This window comes from Cupriavidus sp. 01T418, assembly GCF_056398885.1.
Map to the genome: position 1 here is coordinate 259880 of NZ_JBFTQG010000005.1, position 19527 is coordinate 279406.

Genomic DNA, 19527 nt, shown 5'->3' on the forward strand with positions numbered 1-19527 from the left:
TGATGAAACGCCGGCGCTCGAGCGTGGAGCCCTGCGGCCATACACCTGGGTCAAGCGGATTTCCCGAACAGCGGCTTCCGCTTCGCCACGAAGGCGCTGATGCCTTCCGTTGCATCCAGACTTGCCGCACAGCGCATCATGCCGTCGCGCTCGGCGGATAGTCGCGAGGCAAGCGCGTCGCCGCGCAGGGTATTGCAGAGCGATTTGATAACCTCCATTGAGGTTTCCGACCTGTCAGCCAGCTGACGCGCCATGTCAAGCGCTTCGTCCTGCAGGGATTCGGTTGAGACGATTCGATCAACGATGCCGAGTGCGGCACAGTCTTCCGCGCTTAGCGTGCGATTGGTCATGAATAGTGCGCGCGCCCGCGCTTCACCGATGCGCTCCGCGAGAAAACAGGATGCCCCCGCGTCTGGCGATAGGCCTATGGCGGCATAGCCGGAACGCATCTTGAGGCTCGCGTCGCAGATAACCACGTCGGCGCTGAGTGCAAGGCCTATGCCACCGCCGCCCAGCGCACCCTGGGCAGCACTGACAACTGGCTTGCCCGAGTTGCGCAACTGCTGCACCGAGGCATTGAGCAGGTCAATGACGTCTCCGAGCAGAGGCGCCAGGCCAGGGCCAAGATTCTCGCTGAAGAATGCGAGATCACCACCTACGCTAAAGGCCTTCCCCTCAGCGCGCAGAAGGATCGCGCGTACGGCCGTATCATTCACCACCCGTTCAATCGCACTCGCCCACGCAGCCGCGAGCTCATGATTGATGGCATTGAGCGTATCAGGCCGATTCAGCGTCACAATGCCTATGCCATTGTCCACGATAGAAATGACCGAAGAACTCGTCTTGGTTTCCATTGGATTCTCCTGTCGCCGGCCTTGCACCGGCCAATGAGGTTGTTTAAAAATACCAGCGCCCCGCCCTGTCCGAAGTACTTCCTCCGGTCTCGGCAAAATGTCTTGCAAATGGATGCTGGCGACTACCTGACCGATGGCTCTCGGAATGCTCTCAGAACTTCTGGCGAATACCGACCAGGAAACCTGTCTGGTCAACACCGGGCAAAGGAGTCGAAACCGTTCCCGCGGCGCCACCATCAATCGTGAAGCTTGCGTCGCGTTGATTGAATACGCGCCCGGCGGTAACGTACACCGCCGACCTCTTGGACAAGAGGTACGTCGCACGTGCTGCAATCACGGATGCTCCGGTAGAACTGGCCTTCACCATGAGGTGCCCATATTGCAAATCAAGCGAGACTTGTGGAATAGGAACATAGTTCGCGCCGATCCACCAGTAGTCGCTGGTCGCATCTGGAATGCCCGGCGCGACAGAGCCCTGGTTATTGCGGCGAAGGAAGCCTGCACCGACGGTTGCGGTTCCAAATTTCACATAGCCATTGATGAGACGACGCGTATCGGTTTGCGAACTCTTGGGCAGTGGGGAACCGGCACCACCGCCGCCATAGTTTCGATCGAAGGCCCCGGCCACACCCCAGGTCGGTGCTTCGTACTTCACCAATGCCGACATCGCCTTGCAGGCCCGATAGTCTGAAGGCGACTCCCCTGCGCATCCTCCGGCTGCCGCAGGTGCCACGGCGTCACGTCCAAACGAATAGGTAGCACCTACCGTGAAGCCGGAAAATGTGACGGTATAGTCAATTGCATTGTCAACGCGTGCGGTCGACAGATAGGTATCGAGCAAACCGGCCGCAAAAATATTGGGGCCCAACGTGTCGCCGATCAAGGAGTAGTAGATTTGCGAATACAAGCGGCCTACGGAAACTGCTCCCCATGGCCCAATCAGCCCTACGTATGCCTGTCTCCCGAACAGGCGGCCATTCTGGTTCGCGGTGCCCTGGCTCGGCGAGAAACCTGATTCCAGAACAAAAATCGACTTGTAACTGCCACCCAGGTCTTCGATGCCACGCAGGCCCCATCGTGATGGATACGAAGACGTAAGGGACGGCATGCGTATCACGCTCGACTTCTGCGCGCCCACATTGCTCACGTACTCGATGCCCGTGTCGATAAGACCGTACAACGTGAGACCCGGCGCCAGCGCACCCCCATCGTAGGCATGCGTACCACCGCTGACGACCATGGCAGCAAGAGCCAGCCCGCAGCGCGCCAACGGCCGCCGGAGTCGGCGCTTGAGCCGAGTTGACCGTAGTTTCATCTCCTTCTCTCCTCCATTTGTGGGAAATGTTATCTTCCACGGAAGATTGATAGAGGAATGATTCAAAGTCAATGAAGCTCGCTTACAGAGTTTCCCTGAGTCACGGTCTGCGCCAGCCCCTCTTCCTTGGAAATACGTGGCTTTTCGCTTGTAATGCACAACATCGCGTGCTTGTCAGTGTTTTCCCTAAGTCGACACATCCCGTTTTGCTTCGTATTCTTCCATGGAAGCCTTTTTTGCGCGCTCCACCGATGGACCCATCATCGATGCCGCTCACGAAAGGCTGACGGATAGAGCACTATCTGTCAGAGCGGAGAGGCAAGCAAAGTCAGTCTCACGCGGATTAATGCCGTGCGGAGCACCCAGCTTTCCTTTTGCGGATGGCAGAGTACCGATCGTTTGCAAATTGGTCGGTTGGCCTGTCTGGATGCGATTGCGATCGAGGACGCATATGACCGAATCCCCCGGCTTTACCTGGCAGGACGACTTTTCGCTCGACCATCGAACGATGGACGAAACGCATCGGGAGTTTGTCGAATGTGTGCATGCGTTGCTGACGGTCGAGGACGATCAGCTTGGGCAAGCACTGAACAGCTTTACCGAGCACGCGCATCGCCATTTCGGCGAAGAGGATGTTGCGATGCGTGAGACTGTCTACGGATCAGCGGGATGCCATATCGACGAGCACGCGGCGGTTCTCAAGTCCGCATCCGAAGTGCGCGCGATGCTGGCTGAAGGGCGAACCCAGGTAGTACGCTCCTTTGCGCAGGCGCTGGTGGACTGGTTTCCGGAACATGTGCGCGTTATGGACCAGGGTCTCGCGCGCTGGCTGGTCCAGCGCCAACTGGGCGGTTCCCCAGTGGTCATACAGCGTCGACGCGCTGCCATCGGCTGATTTTTTTTGCCTTTTAATCTTCCACGGAAGATATTGGAATTGTGATGGATAGTTTGCTGCAAGTGAAAGTCACCGCGAAGACGTTACTAGCCCAAGGCATTGCCGGCTACGAGCTCACACCAGTAGCGGAAGCATCCCTGCCGGCATTCGAGGCCGGTTCGCACATTGATGTGCATTTGCCCGGAGGGCTGGTACGACAGTACTCCCTGTACGAATTGCCCACGGAACCCTCGTGTTATCGGATCTGCGTGCTGCGTGAGCCAGAATCACGTGGCGGCTCCGCGACACTCGTGGATACGATTGGCGAAGGAGACATGCTCGAGATCAGTCCCCCGCGCAATCACTTCGCCCTGCATGGCGAGAAGGCCAGTTCTCTTCTCTTCGCTGGCGGTATTGGCATTACCCCCATCCTCTGCATGGCGCAGCAGCTCGCACGCGATGGCCGCGCCTTCGAGATGCACTATTGCGGCCGCACGTTATCGCGGATGTCCTTTGTCGACCGTCTACAAACCGAAAGCTTTCGCGATCAGGTACAGGTGCATATCGACGATGCAGCCCCTGAGCAACAACTTGATGCACGCTCCGCAATCGGCGCCCCCTCCCCCGACAAGCACCTGTATGTGTGTGGGCCTGCGGGTTTCATGAACCACATCCTTCAGACGGCGGGCGAGCTTGGTTGGGACGAAGCGCACCTGCATCGCGAGTATTTCGCCGCGGGACCAATCGACCACACGGGCGACTCTCCATTCGAGATCGAGATCAAGAGCAGCGGGAAGGTCATCAAAGTCGCCGCAGGCCAGAGCGCCGCCCACGCACTGTTGGACGCCGGATTCGACCTGCCTCTCTCCTGCGAGCAAGGTGTTTGCGGGACCTGTATGACAAAGGTGTTGTCCGGCACGCCGGACCATCGGGATCTTTATCTCACGAGCGAGGAACACGAGCGCAATGACTGCTTCATGCCGTGCTGTTCCCGCGCAAAGACTACACGACTGCTGGTCGAACTTTGAATCTACCAGTCGTCATTACTGAAGAAAGGGGATCAACATGCTGAGCAGGCAGGATAACGAACTGATTTGCCGCACCGGCCCAAACACTGCCATGGGCAACGCCATGCGCCGATTCTGGTTGCCGGTCGCGCAATCATCCGATATGCCTACACCAAACGGGGAGCCTCAGACCATCGAGGTCCTTGGCGAAAGATTTGTCGCATGGCGTGACCAGCAGGGGCGTCCCGGCCTCTACGCTGAGGGATGTCTGCATCGGGGCGCGTCAATGCAGTTGGCCAGATCGGAAGGCGATGGACTGCGCTGCATTTATCACGGCTGGAAGTTTGCGGTTGACGGAACCGTGCTGGAGACGCCCAACGTTGCCGACCCCAAGTTCAAGGATCGCATCAAAGGCCGAACCTATCCCGTTCGCGAGACTGGCGGCATCGTCTGGGCTTACCTGGGTCCTCGGGGCGAAGAGCCGCCGTTCCCCCACTGGCCGTTCATGGATCTGCCGGATTCCAATCGCATCAATGTTCGCGCTATCGTCAACTGCAACTATGTTCAGGTCATCGAGGGACTGGTCGACTCGTCCCACCTGACCGTACTTCACGGATCGGCACTGTCGAAGACCAATGACTCCGATCTCGACTACGCGAAGAAGACGACGCACATGCAGTTCGACGCGGCGCCCATCATCGAAGCGGATGAAACGGACTTCGGCTTTCATTATGTGGCGATTCGGCAAAGCAATGAGAAGCGAATTGCCCGCGTGACATCGTTCATTGCCCCGTGCTTTATCGCCAATGCAAACGGCGATCTATTGCTGGCGGTAGTTCCCGTCAACGACGAGCGTTGCAACTTCTTCCACATCTGGTGGGACGCTGAGAAACGGATAGGAGACGAGCCGTTGCGCACACTGCAGCTCACATTCGTTGGGCTCGATGATCCGACACTCAGCAAGTATGGGATGACGCAGGACACTTGTGACTCACCGAGCACGATGTCCCTGGCCAACGGATTCGGGCAGGATCGAGCCCGGCAGCGCAACGGCCATTTCACCGGCTTCGACAGCATCACGCAGGAAGACGCTGCATGCAGCATCTCAAGCGGCACGATTCGCGACAGGTCACAGGAGCTGCTATGCAGTGCGGACATGGCGATCAGCCGACTGCATCGATGCCTGTTGACGGCCGCCCGGGCAGGTCGCGACCAACAGGAGATTCCGGCGTTGCGTGCAGAGGCAGGTCGAGCGATTGGCGTGTCCGCCGAAATCGGCCTGGATGAGGACTGGCGCGGGCTGGTCCCACACCACCAGATCACTTCCTCGCTCCGCGCACGCCCGTAATACAGTCAATGGAAATCGTTAGTCAAGGAGTTCCGCATGTTGAACCAAAAAGAAAATGAGTTGCTTTGCCGTGTCGGCCCGGATACGCCAGGCGGGGCCATGATGAGACGCTTCTGGCATCCGGTATGCACGTCCGCGCAATTGCCGGAGCCCGACAGCGCTCCGCTGCGCGTCCGACTGCTCGGCGAGGACTACGTCGCCTTTCGCGACTCGAATGGCCAGGTCGGCTTTCTCGAAGAGCTATGCATGCATCGGGGTGCGTCGCTTGCACTCGGACGCGTCGAGGAAGGCGGTATCCGCTGCCTCTATCATGGATGGAAGTTCAGCGCGGCGGGCGCTGTGATGGAGACACCGAACCACGCGGATCCAAAGTACACCGCCCGTATGAAGGCGCCGGCATTTCCCGTGCGGGAGGAAGGTGGCATCGTCTGGGCCTATGTCGGTCCCAAGGAACTGCAGCCCGCGTTCTCACGTTATGCCTTCATGGATGCCGATCCCGAACATCGTGTAGTCTTGCGAGTCAACGTTGCCTGCAACTACCTGCAACTCGTGGAGGGCGGCGAGGACAGCTCGCACGTAGGTGTGCTCCACACCAACATGGCACGACCTGGCTGGAAGGATGACGCATTCACGCCTAACCCCGATGCCATCAACCCGGCGGCACTCGTCTCCAACGATCTGGAGCCGGCGCTCAAGATCGAGGACACGGCATTCGGCTTCCACTACGTGGCACTGCGCAAGACCAATACGCCGCGGACCCTGAACGCTCGCGTGGTGCCATTCATCGTCCCGTACGGACGTATCATTCCTGCGCCGGCATTCCAGTTCACTGTCCTTGAAGTCCCGGAAGACGATACGCATACGAGTACCTTCCTCGTAGTGCACGGGAATGAGCCGGTGAATGAAGACAGGATCATCGAACTGCTTGGCCTCGACAACCCGCAGTACTACAACCGGCAGACTTGCACGTTCACGGCCAGCTGGGCGGACTCTTTCGGCCAGGACCGCGCACGCATGAGGGAAAACTGGACTGGATTGCGCGGCGTGGAGGTGGAGGACGCCACAATCGGTCTTTCCCAGGGGCCCCTCTATGACCGCTCGCGCGAGCACCTGGTGCCGGCCGACCAGGCTGTGATCCGGGTCCGACGCGTGCTGCTGGAATCGGTCAAGCATGCCATGGAGAACGGGCCGCTCCGTGCGGTCGGTCTCGACCTGCGCGGTGTGAGCGCTTGCGACACCCAACTTGAAGAGGGCGCGGCATGGCAAGACCTGCTGCCATCCCATCGTGAAGCACCGGTAGCCTGAAGAGAGCAAACATGACAGACCATAGCATCAGTAAAGACACGCCCGATTACCTGTCCCTTCTGCGGTTGGATGGGCGCGGCTTCGTCGTGCTTGGAGCAGGGCAAGGTATCGGCGAGCAGACCGTACACGCTCTCGCACAAGCCGGTGCGCGCGTTCTCTGCGTCGACCAGGATGAGGGGCTTGCCCGAAACATCGCCGAAGCCGTCGGCGGTATCCCCTGTGTAGCCGATGCCACCAAGCGAGCCGACGTGCAACGTGTCTTTGACACGGCGCGCGAGCATTTCGGTCGCGTACACGGGGTCGTCGACATTATCGGAGTCGCAGGCATCAAGCCTTTCTCGGCAGTAGATGATGAATCCTGGGACCGGCAGTTTGACATTGTCGTGCGCCACGCGTATTTGGCTATCCAGATCGGTGGGGAGATGATGAAAGCCGACGGCGGAGGCAGCTTCGCGTTTGTCGGCTCCCTTGCTGGCAATCGCGCGATCCCGAATGAGACAGCCTATGCGACCTCGAAAGCGGCCTTGCATCACCTGGTGAGGTGCGCCGGTGCCGAGTACGCCCCCTACAACGTACGCATCAACGCCGTGTCGCCAGGATTCGTTCGGACGCCAAGACTGAACCAGCGCCTCGGCGAAGCGGCATGGGCGGCCATTAGCGAAGTGATTCCGCTGGGACGGCCCGCGACGCCGGCGGAGATCGCGGGCCCGCTCTTGTTCCTGGCTTCCGATCTGAGTGCCCATATGGCTGGCGAAATCATTGAAGTCGATGGTGGCGTTGGGGTCATGGCCAAGTTTCCCAAAGTGACGTTCGGCCCCTCGGAAACCCCGACTCCCTGAGCACGATGACATCTTCTCCCCAAGATCAGATCCATCCGTTGCTGCGGCCCATCGCCCTGGCTGCCGCGACGAAGCCGAGCATGGCGCAGATGAGCGTTCAGGAAACGCGTGCCGACATGGCCGCGCGCACTGCAGCGCGCGTGCCTGGTCCGAGCATCGACAACGTCTTCGATCTGGCGGTTCCCGGGCCTCATGGCGAGGTCCCCTTGCGCATCTACCAGCCGGACGGCGCCGCCGGCGTGACGATGGCCTTTCACGGCGGCGGATGGCTGATGGGGAACCTCGACAGCTTCGACGCCGTGTGCCGAAACCTGGCCAAGGACTCCGGGCTGGCTGTGGTTAGTGTTGACTACCGACTTGCGCCGGAACATCCCTTCCCCGCAGCGCTGGACGATGCCTGGGCGGCCACCTGCTGGGTCGCCAGGCACGGCCACCAGCACGGACTTCAAGCTGCGCGGATGACAGTGTTTGGCGAATCGGCGGGCGGCAACCTTGCCGCCGTCGTCTGCCTGCTCGCTCGGGACCACGCAAACCCTCCGCTACTCGCGCAAGCGCTTGTCTATCCCGCCACGGACGCGCGTCAGGAAGCGGACTCCTTGTCCGGCTACGCAGAAGGATTTATGCAACGCAAGGACGACGTGGCGCATGCATTCCGTACATACGCGCTCAATCACGGCGTGCCTCCGTCTGCGTGGAAGCTATCGCCACTGCTTGCCGACAGCCATGCCGGCCTGCCGCCGGCCATCGTGATCACCGCCGAGTGCGATGCCGTACGCGACGATGGGGAAGCCTATGCCATGAAGCTGGCTGAAGCGGGCGTTGCCGCGACCTGCGTACGGTACCAGGGCATGGTGCACACGTTCTACAGCATGCGCGGCAAGCTCGACGCGGCAGCACTGGCCCAGCGCCAGGTGGCCGACATGTTGCGCACCGCGGTTGAAAGCGGCTAGTCATGTCGGCCAGGCATCCGCGGGAATTCCAGTCGTTAGCTTCGACGCAAATAAGCATCCATCTTTATGAGGAGACCGTATGAAAGCCATCCGTTTTGAGCGACACGAATCCGTTGGGCACATAGTCCTGGCAAATCCACCGTCGAATTTGATCGCGACAGATTTTTCGGACCGCCTGCGAGATGCTGTCCATGAGGCAAGCGAAACCGACATTCGCGGACTGCTGATCCGCGCCGAAGGGCCGAACTTCAGTCAGGGCGGCGATGTCCTCGATTTCATTGACAAGGACTTCAATTCCTGGCGCACCTTTATTTCCGAGATCCATCTCGCGTACCGATCCATCGAAGCGCTGCAAATCCCGACGATTGCAGCGGTGCGCGGTGCAGCGTTCGGCGGCGCTTTCGAACTGGCGTTGGCCTGCGACTTCATTGTCGCAGCGGAAAATGCCACCTTCAGATGTATCGAGGCGTCCGTGGGCTCGGCGCCCGTCGCCGGCGCTGTACAGCGATTGGCTGAGCGAGCCGGCCGAGCCATGGCGGCGCGTTATGCGATGCTCAGTGAGCCGATGTCGGGAGCCCAGGCGGGCCAACTCGGCGTTGCCGCTTTCGTGGCGCCCGAGGATGATGTCGAGAACTTCGCCGTTGATCTCGCGCGTCGACTCGGCAACGGCCCTACCCGCTCCTACGCCGCCATTCGCGCATTGCTCAAGGCCTGGTCGGCAGGTGGCGTGCCGGGAGCAGACTCACTGCTTCACGACATCACCATGGGCCTTCACACCACCGAAGATGCCAGGATGGGGCGCACCGCACGCGCGGAAGCATTCAAGCGCGGTGCAGAGCCGGCTCCCGTCACTTTTATCGGCCGCTGAGAGTCTGCGCGGGCTACGGAACGGGTAAATCCCGTTCCGACTACGAAAGGGCGGATCAACTCACCACGCCCTTGGCGCGCAGCTCGCGACCGATGCGCGCGATTTCGCGCTCGCCCTCGCTCAGCGCCGCGGGGCTGGTGTGCACCGAGTAGTGGCCAAGGTGGAGATCGTGCGGATGCGGGATTGCCGTACCGAGCACGAAGTGCGCATCGGTCACAGCTTCGAATTCGATCGCCGCATCGGACTGGTCGAATACGGCCAGCTCACCTTTGTCGACTGGGTCCGGCGTGCACAGGCTACCGTCCAACATTGCGATCCAACCGACCAGGTAGCCCCGCGGCGGCTGGTAGGTCCAGCGCTGGCCGGCCTTGAGCTGTACAACGAAATAGTTGAGCCCCGGAGGTGCATCAATCGGGCTGACCGCCTCGCCGCTACGGCCGAGCAGCACGCGGGCCGGGCCGTCCGACGGGATTTCGTTGACCGAAAGATGTTGGCTGAACGCGGGAGCCAGTTCGCGCTCTGGCGGCAAGGCGACCCACAGCTGGAAGGCCTTGATCGGGGGTACGGCGAAGCCGGAATGCCAGACGCCGCGACCGGCGCTCATCCATTCGATGTCGCCCGCCATCATCGTTCCTTCGTGGCCGATGGATTCGACATAGCGACCTTGCCCTTCCACCGCCAAGGTCAACGTAGCGATGCCCGAATGCGGATGCCAGCCGAAACCCTGTTGGCCAAGCGCCTCTTGCGTATCGACGAGATCGAGAAATACGAACGGCTTGAGCATCTTGCCGACGTCGGAGGGACTGACCATGCGGACGACCGGTCCGTGCGCGTAACCACGCGTGCGAAAGATCACGTTACGGCCGACACCGACGAGGGGGGTGGGCGGCGTTTGGATGACGGCATTCATGGGGCGTTCTCCAAGTATGTGACTTGCCATTGATGAGGTGCCTGATCAGATGTCGGTATCAGTTTGCGCGTAATTGAGGAAGTATCCCGTGAACATCGTCAGCCCCAGGAACGCGAACGCCTCGGTCAGGTGCTCATCGCTCCAGCCGGCTTGTTGACCGGCCTTCCACGTGGCGTCGGTGACGTTTCCCGAATTGGCAGTCGCTTCGCTGACTACGCGGGTGAGCGCGTCGACCTTGGCGTCGCCCGTCGTCTTGCCTGTCCGCAGGGCGGCGATCTGTGCTTCGGTCCAACCATTCATGCCGGCGAATCGACTGGCGATGCCAATCATGTAGTCGTTCCCGATCGTGGCCGCCGTTGCGAGATTCAGCGCCCAGCTCACCTTCTGATCCAAGGTGCCGTGCTCGGCGGTCACGGCGCGCAGCGATGTGTACGCCGCCAGCACCGCCGGAGAATGCGCCATCTGGGCATGCACGTTCAGGGGACGTCCCGTAGGCGAAGACCGGGCAATCTTTTGCAGAAGCGGGCGCGACGCACCGGGTGCGTCTTCGACTGTGTGGGTAGCAATCCGGCTCATGGGTATTAGCACCTTCGTGAGATGTGTTTTCAGGTGGCCGCCGGGATCGCGAAGTTCGCTTTGGCCCATGCGGCAAATTTCGTCGGCTGCTGGCCAGCGACTTTGTTGGCGAGCGCGATCGCGTCGCGCGATTCCGAGCCGAGATACGTGTGCGCTTCGAAGTAGGCGAGCATCGCCGCGACTGCCTCGGCGCCCGGGAACGAGCCAGCAAAAACCTCGCGCGGGACTTGCTTGAACGAGAACTTGTTTCCTTGACGATTCAGGGTGGCGATGATCTCGTTGAAGCTCAGGAAATCGCCGACAAGCGGCAAATGTTCACCGTGCCCCGCGAGTTCCGGCTGCGCGAATGCACCAACCACGATGCGGCCGAGTTCGGTGATGTCGCCCATATGGATGACCCGCCGCTCGGGATCAAGCGGCAGCGCCCAACCCGCGGTGCCATCGGCTTGTTTCTGCGGGGCCATTACGCCGAGCAGGTTTTGATAGTAAAACGAAACGATCACAAACGTGTGGTGGGCAAATCCGGCTTCGCTCACGATACGCTCGACCTTCGCCTTGCCCGTGAAATGCGGGACATCGATCTTGCCGCGGCTGATCGCCTCCACGTTTGGGAGCGTCGACCAGATGAAGTGCTGTACGCCGGCGTCTTTCGCCGCGTTGACGGCGGCGCGTGCCTGCCTGGGTTCGTCCGTACCCGCTTCCCAGGAGTTGGTCACCAGGAAAACTCCGTGTGCTCCGGAAAATGCGGCTTCAAGCGTTTCCGGACGATTGAAATCCGCCGGAACGACTTCGTCACCCAGCTTCGGATGCTTGGCCGGATTGCGCGTCAACGCGCGCACTTTGAATTGACCGCTGGCCTGCAGCGCGCGCACAACGGCGCCGCCTTGCTGGCCGGTTGCGCCCACGACGGCGATGCGCTTCTGAGTGTTCGACATGGTTGTTCTCCGGGGAGTATTTTGTCAGGGCGGTGCTACCTCACGCAGCGCTCACGGCGGTCTCTTTCTTCGCCGAGGCAAGGTCGAGACGAGTGATCGCAAGGTCGGGATGCCGAAGTCGCTGCGATCGAATCCGCCCACCATGTCGACGCCGCACACTTCGCGCTTGAGCATCGAATGGTCGCCTCCTGTGTGACACCTCAAGTATCCAGATTAGATTCGCTTCGCACTAGACGGTAAAATAGGATTTGATTAATCCATTTATGGAGAAATATCATGCTTGATCTGAATGACCTGGCGATGTTCGTCCAGGTCGTCCGTGCCGGCAGCTTTTCCGAGGCGGCGCGGCGTCTGCGCATGCCGGCAAATACGCTGAGCCGGCGCATCGATCAACTCGAAGGGCAACTCGGCACACGTCTGCTGCATCGCTCGACGCGCAAACTCGCGCCGAGCACGGAAGGTCAGGCGCTGTTCGAGCGCTATGCGCCGGCGCTTGACCAGATCCTCGAGATCGGGCGACTCCATGCAGATGAGGGGGCACCGTCCGGCTCGGTTCGCGTCACCGCGATGGCCGGCCTGTTCGAATTCTTCCGCATGGAATGGTTGGTCGAGTTCTACGCGCGCCATCCACGCATCAGCATCGACTTTCTGCTCGACGATACGCCGTCCGATCTGATCGCCGAGCGCATCGATCTTGCCTTGCGCATGGGCGTCGAGACCCGAAGCGGCCTCAAGGTACGTCGGCTGGCGCCGAGTGCAATGATCCTCGCGGCGAGTCCGGCCTATCTGGAACGGCGCGCTGCCCCACGGACGCTGCGTGAACTGACCGGACACGACTGTCTGACGATTTCCAATCGCGAGGGTCGCAACACGTGGCGCCTGCAGGGTCCACGTGGTAGTCAGGAAGTGTCGATCAACAGCCTGTTCGCGGTCAACGACATGCGAGTGCTGGCGCAGGCTTGTATCGCTGGACTGGGTATTGCGCTGTTGCCGCAGTTAATCGTTGAGCCAGTCATCGCGCAGGGGAAACTGGTACGCGTGCTGCCGACCTATCGGCGCGCCAGCTCCGGTTTCTGTCTGCAACTCGTCTACACGAGCCGCCCACCGGTGCCGCCCGCAGTAGCGGTCTTCGCCGAATTTCTCGTGGAGAAACTGGGCGAAGCGATGACAAACCCCTCACGGAATCATGCCAGCCGACCAGACTGAGCGGCTCGCGGCGGCGCCTGGGCTTCGGGGCGGCCGGTGCTAGAAGCCTTCGAGCACCGTCTTTCCGATTGCTCTGCCCGTCTCGATCGCTTTGTGAGCAATGCGGAGTTTCTCGGCGTTAATAGGACCGCTTGCGTGCGTGAGCGTCGTTTTCAGTACGCCGGCATCGACCAGTGCCGATACCTCGCATAGCAACCGATGTTGCGCGTCCATATCTGCTGTCTGGAACAGGGAGCGTGTGAACATCATCTCCCAGGACACCGTGATGCTCTTCTCCTTGAAGGGCGCGATGCTATCGTCAAAGTTGTCGATCAGCGAGATATGGCCCTGGGGGTTCATCGCGCGGACGATGCTGTGAACGCTCCCTGGCGTCGAGGTGATTGCCGCGACATAGTCGACGCCATCAAGACCAATTGCCCTTATCTCTTCATCAATTGGCTTGCTGTGATCTACCACATGCGTGGCGCCGAGCTTGCGCACCCACTCGGCGGTCTCCGGGCGAGACGCCGTTGCGATGACGATCAGGCCGGTAAGGCGGCTCGCAAGCTGGATCATCATGGATCCCACCCCACCGGCACCGTTCAGTACGAGCAGTGTTCCGCACGGCCTTCGGGAGCCGTAAGGCAGCTTCATGCGATCGAAAAGCATCTCCCAGGCGGTGATGGAAGTGAGCGGCAAGGCCGCAGCTTCGGCGAACGACAATGAACTGGGCTTGGGACCGGCAATCCGCTCATCAACAAGGTGAAATTCCGCGTTGGTACCGGGCCGGTCCATCGCACCCGCGTGGAAGACCGCATCGCCAGGCTTGAAGAGGGTAACCCGGCTTCCAACCGCTTCGACGATGCCTGCCGCGTCATAGCCCAGCACCCTGTAAAGCGTGCCCTCGGAAGGATCTTCCCAACGACGGCGCTTGACGTCGACGGGATTCACCGAGACCGCCTTTATTCTGACCAGAAGATCGCGCGGGCCAGGCTCGGGTCTGGGAAGTTCAATATCGGTCAAGACCTCGAGCCCGCCCTTCAGGTTGTATCCAACAGCCTTCATAAGCTTCTCCAATTCCATATCCGGGTACCGAAAACTGCTGCCTCCGGCGAACCTGTGCGCATGTCTCTGTGGCAAGGCCAGGCGACGGCGAGGCCGGCGCTACACGCAAGCTGACTCGCTCTAGCGGGACGCCCACTTCGTGAGCAGCGCCTTGCCGACGCGCGAGTTGTTGGGGCGGCCAATCGCCTGCGAAATATAGTCGCCGGCACGCACCACGTCAGTGAGTTCGATACCGGTGTGCAGACCCATGCCGTGCAACATGTACAGCACGTCCTCGGTCGCCACGTTGCCGGTAGCGCCCTTGGCATAGGGGCAGCCGCCAAGGCCTGCTACAGATGCGTGGAAGATGCCGATGCCGACTTCGAGGCTGGCCAGGATGTTCGACAGCGCCTGGCCGTAGGTGTCGTGGAAATGGCCCGACAGGCCATCGATCGAAAACTCGGTAGCAGCAGCGCGCATCACTTCCTGTACCTTGCCCGGCGTGCCAACCCCGATCGTATCGGCAATATCGATTTCGTCGCAGCCGAGTTCGCGCATGCGGCGCACCACGTCCACCACGGCGTGGACCGGAATCTCGCCCTGATACGGGCAACCGAGCGAACACGAGATGCTGCCGCGCAGTCGCACGCCGGCTTCCTTTGCTGCCGCGGCCACGGGCTCGAAGCGTGCAATGGATTCGGCGATCGAGCAGTTGATGTTCTTCTGCGAGAACGCCTCGCTCGCCGCACCGAAGATCACCACCTCGTCGGCGCCGGAAGCGATGGCGCTTTCGAAGGCCTTCATGTTCGGCGTCAGTACCGAGTACAGCGTGCCGGGGCGCCTGTCGATTCGCGCCATCACATCGATGCCATCGGCCATCTGCGGCACCCACTTCGGCGACACGAACGATGCGGCCTCGACATTGACGATGCCCGCGTTGGACAGCCTGTTGACCAGTTCGACCTTGACGTCGGTGGCTACCTGCGTCTTTTCGTTCTGCAGTCCGTCGCGGGGACCAACTTCGACGATTTTCACGTTGCGGGGCATGTCAATGTCCTGGTTTTGCGGCCGGGCAGTTCGTCATGATTGCGTTCTTCCTCGATGCGGGGCCTTGCCTGGCGTCAGGCGGTCTTGCTTTCGCTGAGATTGAGTTCACGGGTCATGCTTTCGCGCATGACGAATTTCTGCACCTTGCCAGTGATAGTCATCGGCATTTCCTTCACGAACCGGATATGGCGCGGGATCTTGTAGTGAGCGATCTGGTCCCGACAGAAATCGCGGATCTCCTCCTCGGTGGCGCCCTGCCCCTGCTTGAGCACGATCCATGCGCAGATTTCCTCGCCATACTTGGGGTCGGGCACGCCGAATACCTGCACCGACTGCACCTTCGGGTGGCGGAACAGGAATTCCTCGATCTCGCGAGGGTAGACGTTCTCGCCGCCGCGGATCAGCATGTCCTTGACCCGGCCAACGATATTGCAGTATCCATCAGCATCGATCGTGGCCAGGTCACCAGTGTGCATCCAGCCGTCGCGGATCGATTCACGTGTGCGTGTTTCATCGTCCCAATAGCCGAGCATGACCGAGTAGCCGCGTGTACACAGCTCACCCGTAGCGCCGACCGGTACGATCCTGCCGTCCGTGTCAACCACCTTGCACTCCAGATGCGGCTGCACCCGTCCCACTGTTGCGACCCGCTTGTCGAGCGGATCATCCGTGGCGCTTTGGAAAGAGACCGGGCTCGTCTCCGTCATGCCGTAGGCGATGGTGATCTCCGTCATATGCATGTCGGCCACCACCCGCTTCATGACTTCGATCGGGCAGGGGGCACCCGCCATGATGTCGGTGCGCAGGCTGGAGAAATCGTAAGTAGCGAAGTCCGGGTGCTCAAGCTGGGCGATGAACATGGTCGGCACACCGTGAAGAGCGGTGCACCGCTCTTCGCTGACTGCGGCCATTGTCGCCACCGGGTCGAACGCCTCGCCCGGGAAGACCATGCAGGCGCCGGTGATGGTGCACACCAGGACAGACATCACCATGCCAAAGCAGTGGTACAGCGGCACCGGGATGCATAACCGGTCCTCCTCCTGCAGCTTCATGGCCATGCCTACGAAGCGTGCATTGTTGATGATGTTCCGGTGTGTCAGGGTGGCACCCTTTGGTGCGCCAGTCGTGCCGCTGGTGAACTGGATGTTGATCGGATCGTGGGGATCGAGTTGAGCGGATATTGCGTCCATCTCGCTGACTTCCACCCCCACCCCGCGCGCATTCACGTCCCGAAAGGTCAGCATGCCGGACGTAGGCACATCCTCCATGCGGATTACCCAGCGCAGCGCCGGGAGCCTTGCCGCCTGCAACGCGCCTGGCTCGCAGTGCTGGAGTTCGGGTGCCAGGGTCTGCAGCATCTCAAGATAACGCGAAGCCTTGAAAGACGCTGGTGCGATGATCGCCTTACAGCCCACATTGTTAAGCGCGTACTCCAGTTCGGCCAGTCGATAGGCGGGATTGATATTGACCAATACCAAGCCAAGGCGGGCCGTGGCGAACTGCGTCACCGTCCACTCAAAGCGATTAGGCGACCAGATGCCAATACGATCGTCCCGGCGCAGGCCGAGTGCGTGAAGACCTGCGGCCATGGCATTCACGGCGTCGGAGAACTCCTGCCAGTTCCAGCGGATGCCCTGTTCGCGGAAAACGACCGCGGGACGCTGACCATGCTGCTTAACCGTTTCCGCCAGCAGAGCCGGTATGGTCCGTTCGCTAAGCGTCGTGGTGGTGTCACCCTTCACATAAGACAGCCCGTTGGCGGGCAGGGTCGCGTCAGTCTCGTGCCGGGACGTCCCAGGCTGCATCGTCATACTCGTCTCCAGAGTGCTGCGGGCGAGCGTGCTGCTCAACCCCTAACCATGTAGATTACTATCTTATACGACCGTAAAGTAAAGTGCCAACAAATGTTCGGTTGCAGCGTCAGCTTGTTTCGTACGGAGTTGCCTCGATACAGCGCGAAGAGGCTGATGGGAGCGGCTTATGGTTCGAACAACAGCGCTTGACCGCCGCTTCGTCGAGTCTGGGAAATTACGTACAATGGAGCGCAGCCGTGGCTTGGGTAACAAGCGGCAGCAACCAAACTTCGTCCTTCCAAGGAAGCAAAATCGATGAGCGCCGCCGTCGCGAAACAACCTACACCCGTCCGAACGCGCAAGAAGCCGGCATCAGCGACGTCGCCGGAATCGAAGCGAAAGCCACGTTTGTCTGGCAGCAGTCACATCGAACTCATTACGATGCAGTGGCAGCATGAGCGAAGCGATCTCGATCTTTCAAACTTCCTGCTCGCGATCTATTTCATGCGGCTGGGTACGCTCGTAGAACGCGCTTTTGACCGGATGTGCCAGCGCTTATGGGGCATCAGCGGCTCCGACATGCGCGTGTTGCTTGCACTGCGCCGGGGGGGGCCCCCCTATGCAAAGCGCCCCACGGACCTGTATCGCGCTCTTATCGTGACCTCCGGGGCAATTACCAAGAAGATTGACAGGCTTGCCAGTCACGGTATGGTAGAGCGCATGATCGATCCCGGCCACGCCGGTGGATTCATCGTTCATCTTACGAAGAAGGGGCTCGAAGCGGTCGAGCAAGCGGTAGTGAAGCTTGCTGAAGAGTCGTCGATCGCACCGGCAATGGCGCGCTTCACAGAGGATGAACGTGCTGCCGGGAACGAGTTCTGCCTTCGGACGCTGGCTTTGATGGAAGAATTGGTGCTTCCGGATCTGGAAGACGAAACCGACAGCGAGCCATCGGCTCCACGATCCAAGGCGGCAGGCCGACGGCCTCCGCGCATCCGCTGAGGGTTCCGTACAGCAGATCCGCCCCGCCGCCGGATTGCAGGTCGTCTTGCACATGGCACGCACGGAGCGAGTCCACGCGGCGCCAACTTGCTTCGCCGTCCGGCGATTACATCCGATGTAATTGGCGTCCGGAACGACCGCCTCTAGTCTTTGGCTGTCGCGCCACCAATCCGGTAGCGCCCACCGCCAAGGAGATGCCATGTCCAGCTATCCCGTTCACACCATCGAATCCGCTCCCGCGCAATCGAAGTCCGTACTCCGGCAACTGCAACAGGCGTTCGGCCTGATCCCGAACATCGCGGCCAAGATGGCCGCTTCACCGGTGCTGATCAATGGGTTCATCGGCCTGTTCGAGCGCGTGCATGCGAGCAGTCTGACGGAGCCACAGATTCAGACGCTGCTGTTGACCAACGCGGTCACGAACGCCAGCGAATGGCCGGTCGCGTTTCACACGGCGCTCGCGTTGAAGCAAGGCGTACATCCCGCCGATGTCGACGCGATCCGACACGGCGTCCTGCCCGATGACGCCGAGCTGGCCGCGCTGTCCATGCTGGCGCGCACGCTGATCGAAAAGCGCGGCCGCCTTGCCGAATCGGACCAGAAACGCTTCCTCGAAGCCGGGTTCCGCTCCGAGCAGATCCTGGAGGTCATTGCGGTGGTCGCCGCATCGACTATGACGAACTACACCGGTAGCGTTACACAGCCAGCACTCGAAACGCCGTTCGAGGAGTTTGCCTGGCATGCTCCCGCGCCCTGAGTCCGCCATAATCATCCGTCTCGAACAGGGAAATCCGATGAGCGTCACCAGTCCCGACCCGAAAGTGCCGCCGAGTGAACTCGGCAGCTTGTTGCGCTATTGGCGAGACGTGCGTGGCGTGAGTCAACTCGATCTGTCGCTCGAGGCCGGGGTCTCGCAGCGGCAGATCAGCTTCATTGAAAGCGGACGCAGCGTGCCGGGTCGGGACACGCTGCTGACCCTTGCGCAGACGCTCGACGTACCGCTGCGCGAGCGCAATGCACTGCTGCTCGCCGCTGGATACGCTCCCGTATATTCGGAGGCGCCGTGGAACGCACAGGAAATGCATAGTGTCATCCGCGCTCTCGAACGGGTCCTTCGCCAGCATGAACCGTTTCCGGCGATCGTGATGGACCGCCACTGGAACGTTCTGATGACCAACGACGCAGCATCGCGCTTCTTCAACTGTTTCATCGACATGGCGTCGCGCGAAGGCCCGCGCAACATGCTGCATCTGATCTTCGATCCGCGGGGGATGCGTCCGTTCGTGGCCGATTGGGATAATGTCTCCCGAAGCCTGCTTCAACGGGTGTATCGCGAATCGGTCGGTCACGTTATTGACGGCAACACCGGGCGTCTGCTCGATGAACTGCTTGCCTATCCAGATGTGCCGCGCGACTGGAAGACGACGCATCATGGGCCGGCCCTCGCGCCCGCGATGCCCGTCATTCCGATGGGTTTCGTCAGCGAGGGGGTCGTACTTCGCTATTTCTCGATGGTCACGACCGTCGGAACACCACAAAATGTTGCCGCGCAGGAACTACGCCTGGAATGCATGTTCCCCGCCGACGATGCAACCGAAGCACGCCATCAGCAACTGCTTGCAGCGCATTCGAGGGAACGCTGAGCGGCTTGTAACGGCGGGCAGGATCGATACGT

19 protein-coding genes are annotated in these 19527 nt (G+C 60.7%); 11 read left to right on the top strand and 8 right to left on the bottom strand.

Annotated elements, in window-relative coordinates:
- Nucleotides 1–50: 50 nt before the first annotated feature.
- Complete coding sequence (locus AC1DQ3_RS08625) at nt 51–854, bottom strand: enoyl-CoA hydratase/isomerase family protein (RefSeq protein ID WP_477119758.1); 804 nt, start codon at nt 852–854, stop codon at nt 51–53.
- A 151-nt stretch (nt 855–1005) separates the two neighbouring features.
- Complete coding sequence (locus AC1DQ3_RS08630) at nt 1006–2169, bottom strand: porin (RefSeq protein WP_477119759.1); 1164 nt, start codon at nt 2167–2169, stop codon at nt 1006–1008.
- A gap of 451 nt (nt 2170–2620) precedes the next feature.
- Here AC1DQ3_RS08630 and AC1DQ3_RS08635 point away from each other — a divergent pair, with 451 nt between their 5' ends.
- From AC1DQ3_RS08635 to AC1DQ3_RS08665, 7 genes are all read left to right on the top strand, one after another.
- Complete coding sequence (locus AC1DQ3_RS08635; RefSeq protein ID WP_477119760.1) at nt 2621–3064, top strand: bacteriohemerythrin; 444 nt, start codon at nt 2621–2623, stop codon at nt 3062–3064.
- Between the two features lie 44 nt (nt 3065–3108).
- Nucleotides 3109–4071, top strand: a complete 963-nt coding sequence (locus AC1DQ3_RS08640) for a PDR/VanB family oxidoreductase (protein WP_477119761.1) — start codon at nt 3109–3111, stop codon at nt 4069–4071.
- A 37-nt stretch (nt 4072–4108) separates the two neighbouring features.
- A complete protein-coding gene (locus tag AC1DQ3_RS08645; protein ID WP_477119762.1) occupies nt 4109–5398 on the top strand; it encodes a Rieske 2Fe-2S domain-containing protein in 1290 nt (429 codons plus the stop codon).
- A 36-nt stretch (nt 5399–5434) separates the two neighbouring features.
- Complete coding sequence (locus tag AC1DQ3_RS08650) at nt 5435–6703, top strand: Rieske 2Fe-2S domain-containing protein (RefSeq protein ID WP_477119763.1); 1269 nt, start codon at nt 5435–5437, stop codon at nt 6701–6703.
- A gap of 11 nt (nt 6704–6714) precedes the next feature.
- Entirely contained in the window at nt 6715–7542 is an 828-nt protein-coding gene (locus AC1DQ3_RS08655) for an SDR family NAD(P)-dependent oxidoreductase (RefSeq protein ID WP_477119764.1), read from the top strand.
- 5 nt (nt 7543–7547) lie between these two features.
- Nucleotides 7548–8492, top strand: a complete 945-nt coding sequence (locus AC1DQ3_RS08660; protein WP_477119765.1) for an alpha/beta hydrolase — start codon at nt 7548–7550, stop codon at nt 8490–8492.
- Nucleotides 8493–8571: 79 nt separating this feature from the next.
- Entirely contained in the window at nt 8572–9360 is a 789-nt protein-coding gene (locus AC1DQ3_RS08665; RefSeq protein WP_477119766.1) for an enoyl-CoA hydratase/isomerase family protein, read from the top strand.
- A 55-nt stretch (nt 9361–9415) separates the two neighbouring features.
- Here the strand turns inward: AC1DQ3_RS08665 and AC1DQ3_RS08670 are convergent, their stop codons facing one another.
- The 3 genes from AC1DQ3_RS08670 to AC1DQ3_RS08680 are packed head-to-tail and all read right to left on the bottom strand — an operon-like array spanning nt 9416 to nt 11781.
- On the bottom strand, nt 9416–10270 hold the full coding sequence (locus AC1DQ3_RS08670; protein WP_477119767.1) for a pirin family protein: 855 nt from the start codon (nt 10268–10270) through the stop codon (nt 9416–9418).
- A 45-nt stretch (nt 10271–10315) separates the two neighbouring features.
- Nucleotides 10316–10915: a carboxymuconolactone decarboxylase family protein gene (locus tag AC1DQ3_RS08675; protein WP_477119768.1), complete on the bottom strand. Its 600-nt coding sequence runs from the start codon at nt 10913–10915 to the stop codon at nt 10316–10318.
- Nucleotides 10876–11781: an NmrA/HSCARG family protein gene (locus AC1DQ3_RS08680; RefSeq protein ID WP_477119769.1), complete on the bottom strand. Its 906-nt coding sequence runs from the start codon at nt 11779–11781 to the stop codon at nt 10876–10878. The genes AC1DQ3_RS08675 and AC1DQ3_RS08680 overlap by 40 nt, the downstream gene beginning before the upstream one ends.
- 276 nt (nt 11782–12057) lie before the next feature.
- On the opposite strand from AC1DQ3_RS08680, the gene AC1DQ3_RS08685 reads away from it, so the two are divergent.
- Nucleotides 12058–12987 (top strand): LysR family transcriptional regulator, encoded by a 930-nt coding sequence (locus AC1DQ3_RS08685; protein WP_477119770.1) that lies wholly within the window; start codon nt 12058–12060, stop codon nt 12985–12987.
- Nucleotides 12988–13026: 39 nt separating this feature from the next.
- On the opposite strand, the gene AC1DQ3_RS08690 is transcribed toward AC1DQ3_RS08685, so the two are convergent.
- The 3 genes from AC1DQ3_RS08690 to AC1DQ3_RS08700 form a co-directional block, all read right to left on the bottom strand.
- Nucleotides 13027–14031: a zinc-binding alcohol dehydrogenase family protein gene (locus AC1DQ3_RS08690; RefSeq protein ID WP_477119771.1), complete on the bottom strand. Its 1005-nt coding sequence runs from the start codon at nt 14029–14031 to the stop codon at nt 13027–13029.
- 120 nt (nt 14032–14151) lie between these two features.
- The gene (locus tag AC1DQ3_RS08695) at nt 14152–15057 is read right to left on the bottom strand and encodes a hydroxymethylglutaryl-CoA lyase (RefSeq protein WP_477119772.1); all 906 of its coding nucleotides are present in this window, start codon (nt 15055–15057) and stop codon (nt 14152–14154) included.
- Nucleotides 15058–15131: 74 nt separating this feature from the next.
- On the bottom strand, nt 15132–16868 hold the full coding sequence (locus AC1DQ3_RS08700; protein WP_477119808.1) for an AMP-binding protein: 1737 nt from the start codon (nt 16866–16868) through the stop codon (nt 15132–15134).
- Nucleotides 16869–17165: 297 nt separating this feature from the next.
- Here AC1DQ3_RS08700 and AC1DQ3_RS08705 point away from each other — a divergent pair, with 297 nt between their 5' ends.
- From AC1DQ3_RS08705 to AC1DQ3_RS08715, 3 genes are all read left to right on the top strand, one after another.
- Nucleotides 17166–17852, top strand: coding sequence for a MarR family winged helix-turn-helix transcriptional regulator (locus AC1DQ3_RS08705; RefSeq protein ID WP_477119773.1), 687 nt, complete (start codon nt 17166–17168; stop codon nt 17850–17852).
- A 199-nt stretch (nt 17853–18051) separates the two neighbouring features.
- Nucleotides 18052–18609 carry a carboxymuconolactone decarboxylase family protein gene (locus tag AC1DQ3_RS08710; RefSeq protein WP_477119774.1) on the top strand — a complete coding sequence of 186 codons (558 nt, stop codon included), beginning with the start codon at nt 18052–18054 and terminating at the stop codon, nt 18607–18609.
- A 37-nt stretch (nt 18610–18646) separates the two neighbouring features.
- Entirely contained in the window at nt 18647–19495 is an 849-nt protein-coding gene (locus AC1DQ3_RS08715) for a helix-turn-helix domain-containing protein (RefSeq protein WP_477119775.1), read from the top strand.
- Nucleotides 19496–19527: the final 32 nt, after the last annotated feature.

Coding starts and splice junctions, on each gene's coding strand:
- AC1DQ3_RS08625 (WP_477119758.1), bottom strand. CDS start 854: ATGGAAACCAAGACGAGTTCTTCGGTCATTTCTATCGTGGACAATGGC.
- AC1DQ3_RS08630 (WP_477119759.1), bottom strand. CDS start 2,169: ATGAAACTACGGTCAACTCGGCTCAAGCGCCGACTCCGGCGGCCGTTG.
- AC1DQ3_RS08635 (WP_477119760.1), top strand. CDS start 2,621: ATGACCGAATCCCCCGGCTTTACCTGGCAGGACGACTTTTCGCTCGAC.
- AC1DQ3_RS08640 (WP_477119761.1), top strand. CDS start 3,109: ATGGATAGTTTGCTGCAAGTGAAAGTCACCGCGAAGACGTTACTAGCC.
- AC1DQ3_RS08645 (WP_477119762.1), top strand. CDS start 4,109: ATGCTGAGCAGGCAGGATAACGAACTGATTTGCCGCACCGGCCCAAAC.
- AC1DQ3_RS08650 (WP_477119763.1), top strand. CDS start 5,435: ATGTTGAACCAAAAAGAAAATGAGTTGCTTTGCCGTGTCGGCCCGGAT.
- AC1DQ3_RS08655 (WP_477119764.1), top strand. CDS start 6,715: ATGACAGACCATAGCATCAGTAAAGACACGCCCGATTACCTGTCCCTT.
- AC1DQ3_RS08660 (WP_477119765.1), top strand. CDS start 7,548: ATGACATCTTCTCCCCAAGATCAGATCCATCCGTTGCTGCGGCCCATC.
- AC1DQ3_RS08665 (WP_477119766.1), top strand. CDS start 8,572: ATGAAAGCCATCCGTTTTGAGCGACACGAATCCGTTGGGCACATAGTC.
- AC1DQ3_RS08670 (WP_477119767.1), bottom strand. CDS start 10,270: ATGAATGCCGTCATCCAAACGCCGCCCACCCCCCTCGTCGGTGTCGGC.
- AC1DQ3_RS08675 (WP_477119768.1), bottom strand. CDS start 10,915: ATGGGCCAAAGCGAACTTCGCGATCCCGGCGGCCACCTGAAAACACAT.
- AC1DQ3_RS08680 (WP_477119769.1), bottom strand. CDS start 11,781: ATGTCGAACACTCAGAAGCGCATCGCCGTCGTGGGCGCAACCGGCCAG.
- AC1DQ3_RS08685 (WP_477119770.1), top strand. CDS start 12,058: ATGCTTGATCTGAATGACCTGGCGATGTTCGTCCAGGTCGTCCGTGCC.
- AC1DQ3_RS08690 (WP_477119771.1), bottom strand. CDS start 14,031: ATGAAGGCTGTTGGATACAACCTGAAGGGCGGGCTCGAGGTCTTGACC.
- AC1DQ3_RS08695 (WP_477119772.1), bottom strand. CDS start 15,057: ATGCCCCGCAACGTGAAAATCGTCGAAGTTGGTCCCCGCGACGGACTG.
- AC1DQ3_RS08700 (WP_477119808.1), bottom strand. CDS start 16,868: ATGACGATGCAGCCTGGGACGTCCCGGCACGAGACTGACGCGACCCTG.
- AC1DQ3_RS08705 (WP_477119773.1), top strand. CDS start 17,166: ATGAGCGCCGCCGTCGCGAAACAACCTACACCCGTCCGAACGCGCAAG.
- AC1DQ3_RS08710 (WP_477119774.1), top strand. CDS start 18,052: ATGTCCAGCTATCCCGTTCACACCATCGAATCCGCTCCCGCGCAATCG.
- AC1DQ3_RS08715 (WP_477119775.1), top strand. CDS start 18,647: ATGAGCGTCACCAGTCCCGACCCGAAAGTGCCGCCGAGTGAACTCGGC.